This is a genomic window from Pseudomonas sp. RL (assembly GCF_000647775.1).
Taxonomy (GTDB): domain Bacteria; phylum Pseudomonadota; class Gammaproteobacteria; order Pseudomonadales; family Pseudomonadaceae; genus Serpens; species Serpens flexibilis.
In genome coordinates this window covers 21,283-28,144 of record NZ_JBOY01000044.1, presented here as the reverse complement: position 1 = coordinate 28,144, position 6,862 = coordinate 21,283, and the positions used below count along the sequence as shown (strand labels likewise).

The window sequence follows — 6,862 nt, the reverse complement described above, 5'->3', positions numbered from 1 at the left end:
CAGGCACCGCTGACCAGCTGGCTGCCGCAGAACTTAGTTTTTCAACAGAATCGGTCAACTTCGGCCGGTCGTCACTACGGCGTGTATTGGTCAAGCCGCATGCAATCGGGTGGTCAATACGAATGCAATTGCCTGGTAAGCTGGAATGCAATTCGGTGGTCAAGTCAGTGCAATTTCGCATCTACTGGCAGATACGAAAAAGCCCGCTTCCGGGTCGGGCTCTCACGTGTCTCCAAGGGGAGGCAATTTGCCAACAAAATCTCGGAGCCAACCATCGTAGACTACCTCCCCGGTCACCTTTGTCAGTAAGGATTAGGGCAGGGCTTTAGTCTCGCCTGCCTAGCTGCGCATCACCTTGTTCCAATCAATTTCGTACCCAGCGTCCTGAAGCTCCCGGCTCAAGGCTTGCTTCCAACCTTCGTCATTCATCGAGGTCCAGACCACGCCTGCGAAGTCGCTTGGAATTTCAACCTGGCCACGATTCAGTGCACAGACTCGATCACGACCTAGGTAGCCAAGAAAATAGCCAAGCTCCAACAGGACGTTTTGCCTGGCACGTGGCTCCAATTGTCCGCCCTTTACGCAGCCTTCGTCGTCAGGCGTGAGCAGCACCACTGCAAATCCTACGTCTCGGTGTCCTTCAATCTTCTCGATTACGGTGCGCCCACGATTTGCCTGTTCATGGAGAATGACTGGCTCAAGACCGAGTTTCTCAAGGAATCGAGCCACCGACTCTCTAGCTCCCTCGTCATGGCCGTGAACCAAAAATACTCGATCTGAGTGGGCAGCTTTATTTTCATGGGCCGAGTCGGTCTCGACGCCCTCCGATTCTGGGAGATCTGCCAAGTCCTCCTTCAAGCTTTTCTGTGCTTGCTCAAGCAAAGCAATAGAGCTCAGCACTCGGCGTTGAATTGGCGAGTAGTAATCGATCCGCTGTCCGCTACTGATCATCATCGGGTAATACGTGAGGTCGGTGGCGGCGGCGTAGGTACGATAGGCGCTGGTGTCCTCCCCGAAGCATCTGGTCAGACTATCCTTGATGGCAACCTCCAAAGCCTTCAGCTCGGGTGTATTCCCATCCCGGACGGTATTGAGGTCAAAAGCGCGAAGCTCTGCAATTCGTTCAGATAGCCGAGCAAGGCCACGGTCGATCTCTTGAGATGTCAGTCTCAGCTTCGGCTGCGGAGGTGTAACAGAGGTGGTTTTTCGTGCCATGGTCTACGCATTCCTTGGTAGCGGTAGGCCATTATCGCTAATTTGAAATGTCTCATCATCCTACGGGCCTTCGCTCGCTTCTGCTTGAGGCGAGACGGACTTATTTATTTTTGCGGAGGGCAAGACCGCTCACATGGCTCATGTGAGCCAGACCAGTAAGCTACAGACTGCAGACCACGTTGGTCAGCGAGACTGACTTAATTGTCTAAGATCAACTCTTGGCCTACATCCACGTCTCTCGTAACCATCGTGTTTACTGATCCAGCGAAAGGGGCTAACGCTGCCTGCAAGTCACCCGAAATGGACAGCACAAAATTCTTTCGGGGCATTCGTAGCGGGCAGGCGAGTGAAATCGCTGAGGCTCAGTATTGGTCGGTTAGACCAAGAGCTTGCAACTCGTCGCTCAAACGGGCGATTAGCTCTTGACTGTCTCGGTGAGGATCCTTGGCGAGGTAAGCGGCAATCAATAGGGTAGCGGGATGAACACCAAGCACACCTGCCAGTTGCTCAAGCTTCTGGATCGTGGGGCCCTTCTGCCCTCTCTCTAGAGTGCTCAGGTAGGTTCGACTGCTGACCGCCGTGAAGTCCTCCTGAGTCAGTTTTCGATGCTTACGTAGCTGCTTGAGTGCGAGCCCGAACGCCGTATTCAGTTCCATTTTGCCAAGTCCGCAAAAGGAACGATGAAGCCTGCATGAACACTATAGAGCTACAATCTATAGGGTTCATTTCAGAGGCTCTGCCATGTTCATTACCTATCGCCATACCGAGGTGCGCCTGGATCGGCCGTTCGAGTATTCACCGGCTCAGCTGTGGACGGCTGTCGAACAGGATCTTCAATCGCCATGGTTCTACGTGCAAATCGCCAGACTGGACGGGGGCGAGGTGGCCGCCAGCACACTACTGCTCCAGCACATCCATGACTTGGAGAGCGTTATAAGAAGCCAGTCAAAACGCGCATGGGTCGAGCAAGTACAGATCGTAACGCCTGCACACCTCAACGGGCAGGCGAGGTGGCTAATGGAACCCCTGAGAGAAGCGCACCTCGTGCAGGACAACAAGGGAACTAGAGGCTTGGTATATAAGGTGGAAAATAACGTCCGCTACTCCCTGCACCCACAGCGTAACTTAGAGGAATTAGCCTTGATCAAAGTTTTGTTCTCAGCCGAATTAGATTTGCAGTGCGCTGAAAATTAGTGGCTAGCCATGGGATCTGCCCCGTCTGTACATCCAAGCGGTAACCATAGAGGTGCGAGCATTTCGCTAGATTACTTTATAGTTAAGTTCGCTTATCAGGTCGGATTCTTCTAGGGTAGCGGCTACAGGATTGTTTCTGATGCTCAGCCAGCTGAATCTGATTAGGTGATGCGGGTGTGCATGATTACATAACCGGCAGTGCTGCGTGGACATACCCGTGAGGTGAGAATGGAAATAAAATCGCAGGCATTGGTCGATGTAGCTCAGGATTTAATTTGTGATGTTTGTCGATCTAAAACGCGCATTCTCGGCTACGGCCTCCAGTACGGCAAGCTTGAAGCTCGGTGGAGTTATGGCTCTCAACATGACGGGGAACACTATCGGGTACATCTTTGCGAGCCTTGTTTTTTTAGAGTGCTGAGTGGGTTGCGTCGGGAGCGCATGGTCAATGGCATGTTTGATGAAGATCTGCCATTTGCTCCTGAAGATTTTGGACTGGTCAGCAGAGACAACTACTGATGAAGAGCTGACTTTTGGGTTGAGGATCCATGAACTGCCATGTCAATTCGCGGATCGGACAGAGAGCAAACGCACGGTTTATTTCTCTAGCCCCATCGGTGGGGATAATTGATTCAGGAGGTAGCCGCATTGACCCTTCCATATGAAAGAACGCGGACTGTCATCAAGGTCGAAGCCTTTCTCCGAGAGCTATCTCGTAACAAAGAACTACCTGATGATATCCGTAGCTATGCGAAAAGCTTGCTTAGGCATTACCCGTCAGCCGATCAGATTATCTCACTTGGACGCCTCGAAGAGTGTCTGGTAGGCGATGATCAAGATGATGAGTATCGGCGAAGGGTGATTGCGTTCCATCAGCCGCTATTCAGCTCCACATTAGATTTCACGCCATAGGCTAGAAAGTTACGATGCTCAGTACTTATAAATCCCAGTCGGTATCCGCCCGGATTGCGCAAAGGATTAAGCGTCTACCTAAAGGGCAGCCTTTCAGCATAAGCCGCTTCACAGGGTTTGGAACGAAAAACGCCGTATCCAAAGCGATAGCTCGATTGGTCAACCGGGGCGAGCTCGAACGATTGTATCGCGGGATCTATATGCGCCCAAAACCCGGACGTTACATTGCTAACGCTCGTCCCAATCTCTGGAAATTGATTAGCCTCATCGCCACACAGAAGCATCTGTCTTTGCAGATCCATGGTGTGAATGCCGTCAGGAGGTTTGGGCTCAGCACCCAGATGCCGCTCATCCCAATTTACTACATAAATGGCGCTAGCCGATCTGTATTTATAGGCAAAGCTGAAGTGCGGCTGATACATGCGGCGCCAATGGTTATGCAGCACCCAGGGACTGAGGTGGGGATGGCTATAAGTGCTCTATACTATCTAGGTAAAGACGGATCTACTCCAGAATGCATTGCGGCGATTAGAAAGGCACTAAAGCCAGAAGACCTAGTCAAGTTGGCGGCTTGCAAAATGCCGAATTGGATGCGCATGGCGCTGGAAGCGATATGACTGAATCGCTACTCTGTGACCAGCAGGGTACTGACGATGATCGCCATTTATTACAGGGCTTTGGCGACAGCGCCGGTAACTTTGACCTCTTGGTAAAGCTAAGCACTAAAAAACACCGCGGCTAGTATTGTGACACCTTGCCACTCCGCAACCTCTGAATTTCTCTCCAGCACCCTCGCGCGCTCGACCAACTGGCTTTAGGGTAAAGGTCGTATTTTTTATTGTTCTGCTGGATCGCGGAAATCGGGTTTTTCCCTTCTTGATTCGACGAGCTTCCGATAGGCCTGGCTTTGGGACTTAAAATAAATGACCTCTTGTCGGGGGCATAATAAATAACTGAAGCTGGTTTCGACAAAAAGGCTTGCCATAAGTTTATGTAGTGCTAGTCATGCTTTACTTTTTGTTGTTTATTATGTTTTCCAGCTTTGCGAGCTTTGGTGCAACTGATATCTGGCAGTATCTGTTGCTTGGGTTCTTTGTGAAGAAATCTTGGTGGTACTCCTCGGCGTCGAAAAAGTCAGTTAACCTCTCTAGGGTGGTTACCGTTGGTTTTTTCCATGGGCCATTTTTTTCGGTTTCTAGTATTGCGTTTTTCGCGGTTCCTAGCTGTTCGTCGCTATCATAAAATATGGCGGATCGATATTGGGTTCCAATATCTGCGCCTTGCCTGTTTAGAGTGGTTGGGTCATGTATTGTAAAGAAAATATCAAGCAATTCGGATAGGCTAATTTCGCTGCTGTCAAACTCAACCTTTATTGCTTCGGCATGGCCTGTTTTGCCAGTGCATACATCATCATATGTTGGTGCGTTTAGGGTTCCCCCCGTGTAGCCACATATCACAGACTGAACGCCTTTGACTCTCTTGAAGACCGGTTCAAGACACCAAAAGCAACCGCCTGCTAGAACTATTTTTTCGGTTTTCATAGGAGCCTCTGTATAAGGGGGCTGGGCTGCGGCCGATATGGCGGCATCATGGCTGCCATGCTTTCACGTAGATCGTCTGGCCGGCGCGATAGCTATGCTGAGGCGCCCTAGCGATAGGATTCCTAGCATAGATTTACTCTTGACGATCCTCCTAAGCCCTGGGTCGGATCGTGGGATTCCCAGAACACCCGCAAGAGGGTGTCGTAGTCGACCTGTTGCGGATCGAACACCACCAGCACCACCTCGGCATGACCGGTCAGGCCACTGCACACTTCCTCGTAGGTGGGGTTGGGCGTCAGGCCGCCGGCATAGCCCACGGCGGTGGTCCAGACGCCGGGTAGCTGCCAGAAGCGCCGCTCGGCGCCCCAGAAGCAGCCCATGCCGAACACGGCCTGCTGCAGGCCAGCCGGAAACGGACCGCGCAGAGGATGGCCCAGCACCCGGTGGCGTTCCGGCACCGGCATAGGCGTGGAGCGACCGGGCAGGGCCTGATCGGGCGTGGGCATGGAGAGGGAGTGGGCAGGCATGGCGCGGTACCTCATGAGCTCTGTAATGGACAGCCTAAGCCGGCTGGCGCGGAGAGTGAACCCGGCACCTGTCCCGTAAGGCGGTCAAGGCATCGCCTTGGCCGCCGTGAAGGCGCGGCGTTGCCCACCCTGCGCCAACGGGCGCCGCCGATCAGTGCTTGTCGAGTCGCTGGTCCAGCCCGTCGAGCAAACGCTCCAGCGCCCCCTGGTTGGCCCGCAGCACGCCGAGGCCGCCTTCGCGCATGGTTTGGGCCTTTTCAGGCTGCTCGAACAGAGTGCTGATTTCCAGGGCCAGGCCGGCGGCATCCGCCACCTCGCCTAGCGCACCGGCGGCGCGCAGCTGCTGGGAGATTTCCAGGAAGTTGAACAGGTGCGGGCCGCTCAGCACCGGCTTGCCGAGGGCGGCCGGCTCCAGCAGGTTGTGGCCGCCATTGGCCACCAGGCTGCCGCCGACGAAGGTCACGTCGGCCAGCGCATAGAGGAACAGCAGCTCACCCATGGTGTCCCCGAGCAGCACGCTGTGCTCGGCGGTCACCGGCTCGTTGCCCGAACGCCGGCAGGTGGCAAAACCTTGCTGGCGGCACAGCGCGAAGACATCCGCAAAGCGTTCCGGATGACGCGGCACCAGGATGAGCAGGGCGTCGGGATGACGTTCCAGCAGCTTGCGGTGGGCCGCCAGGATCACCTCGTCCTCGCCGCCGTGGGTGCTGGCGGCGATCCACACCGGGCGTTGGCCGGCGCCCCACTGGGCGCGTTGCGCGGCAGCGCGTTCCACCAGGGCCGGATCGATGCGCAGGTCGAACTTGATCGAACCGGTGACACTCACCCGCTCCGCGCGGGCGCCCAACTGGCGGAAGCGTTCGGCCTCCGCCTCGGTCTGCACGGCCAGCCAGTCCAGCTCGGCGAGCATCGGCGCGGTCAGCTTCCTGAAGCGTGCATAGCCCCGCGCCGAGCGCTCCGACAGCCGCGCGTTGGCGAGCACCACCGGAATGCCGCGCCGGGCGCACTGGTGGATATGGTTGGGCCACAGCTCGGTTTCCATCACCACCGCCAGCCTGGGCTGCAGGCGATTCAGGAAGCGCGCGGCCGCCCAGGGCAGGTCGTAGGGCAGATAGCAGTGCTGCACCTGGTCGCCAAACAGGGCGCGGATGCGCTCCGAGCCGGTTGGCGTCATGCAGGTCACGGTGATCGGCAGGTCGGGATGGCGGGCCATCAGTGCGCGGATCATCGGCGCGGCGGCGATGCTTTCGCCGACGGAAACGGCATGCACCCAGATACCGCCGGGCCGGAAGGCCGGCAGGCCGAGGGCGAAGCGCTCGCCGGTGCGCCGGGCATAGGCCGGGGCCTTGCGGGCGCGCACCAGCAGACGAATGCCCACCAGCGGCAGGCCCAGGTGAAGCAGCAGGGTGTAGATGAGTCGGTTCATGGGCGCGCAGCTTAACAAAGCCTGTCGCCGGGGCGTGAGCGCGGCGT

The 6,862-nt window shown here is 55.8% G+C and carries 8 protein-coding genes and 1 pseudogene; 4 read left to right on the top strand and 5 right to left on the bottom strand.

What is annotated here, in order from left to right:
- Positions 1-339 precede the first annotated feature (339 nt).
- Positions 340-1,215, bottom strand: a complete 876-nt coding sequence (locus AS93_RS0108260; RefSeq protein ID WP_027590178.1) for a nucleotide-binding protein — start codon at positions 1,213-1,215, stop codon at positions 340-342.
- Between the two features lie 362 nt (positions 1,216-1,577).
- Positions 1,578-1,871, bottom strand: a complete 294-nt coding sequence (locus tag AS93_RS0108255) for a helix-turn-helix transcriptional regulator (RefSeq protein WP_027590177.1) — start codon at positions 1,869-1,871, stop codon at positions 1,578-1,580.
- 85 nt (positions 1,872-1,956) lie between these two features.
- Here AS93_RS0108255 and AS93_RS0108250 point away from each other — a divergent pair, with 85 nt between their 5' ends.
- The 4 genes from AS93_RS0108250 to AS93_RS20225 all read left to right on the top strand — a co-directional run bounded on the left by AS93_RS0108250 (position 1,957) and on the right by AS93_RS20225 (position 3,938).
- On the top strand, positions 1,957-2,409 hold the full coding sequence (locus tag AS93_RS0108250) for a hypothetical protein (RefSeq protein WP_027590176.1): 453 nt from the start codon (positions 1,957-1,959) through the stop codon (positions 2,407-2,409).
- A gap of 228 nt (positions 2,410-2,637) precedes the next feature.
- Positions 2,638-2,928 (top strand): hypothetical protein, encoded by a 291-nt coding sequence (locus AS93_RS20235; RefSeq protein ID WP_081798255.1) that lies wholly within the window; start codon positions 2,638-2,640, stop codon positions 2,926-2,928.
- 108 nt (positions 2,929-3,036) lie between these two features.
- Positions 3,037-3,321, top strand: a complete 285-nt coding sequence (locus AS93_RS21210) for a BPSL0761 family protein (protein WP_336604843.1) — start codon at positions 3,037-3,039, stop codon at positions 3,319-3,321.
- A gap of 14 nt (positions 3,322-3,335) precedes the next feature.
- Positions 3,336-3,938 (top strand): DUF6088 family protein, encoded by a 603-nt coding sequence (locus AS93_RS20225; RefSeq protein WP_081798253.1) that lies wholly within the window; start codon positions 3,336-3,338, stop codon positions 3,936-3,938.
- A 393-nt stretch (positions 3,939-4,331) separates the two neighbouring features.
- On the opposite strand, the gene msrA (AS93_RS20220) is transcribed toward AS93_RS20225, so the two are convergent.
- From msrA (AS93_RS20220) to waaA, 3 genes and pseudogenes are all read right to left on the bottom strand, one after another.
- On the bottom strand, positions 4,332-4,862 hold the full coding sequence (gene msrA / locus AS93_RS20220) for a peptide-methionine (S)-S-oxide reductase MsrA (protein WP_081798252.1): 531 nt from the start codon (positions 4,860-4,862) through the stop codon (positions 4,332-4,334).
- 146 nt (positions 4,863-5,008) lie between these two features.
- Positions 5,009-5,404 (bottom strand): annotated as a pseudogene (gene msrA, locus AS93_RS18975) (peptide-methionine (S)-S-oxide reductase MsrA); the annotation flags it as partial.
- Positions 5,405-5,540: 136 nt separating this feature from the next.
- Positions 5,541-6,815: a lipid IV(A) 3-deoxy-D-manno-octulosonic acid transferase gene (waaA, locus tag AS93_RS0108235; RefSeq protein ID WP_027590175.1), complete on the bottom strand. Its 1,275-nt coding sequence runs from the start codon at positions 6,813-6,815 to the stop codon at positions 5,541-5,543.
- Positions 6,816-6,862: the final 47 nt, after the last annotated feature.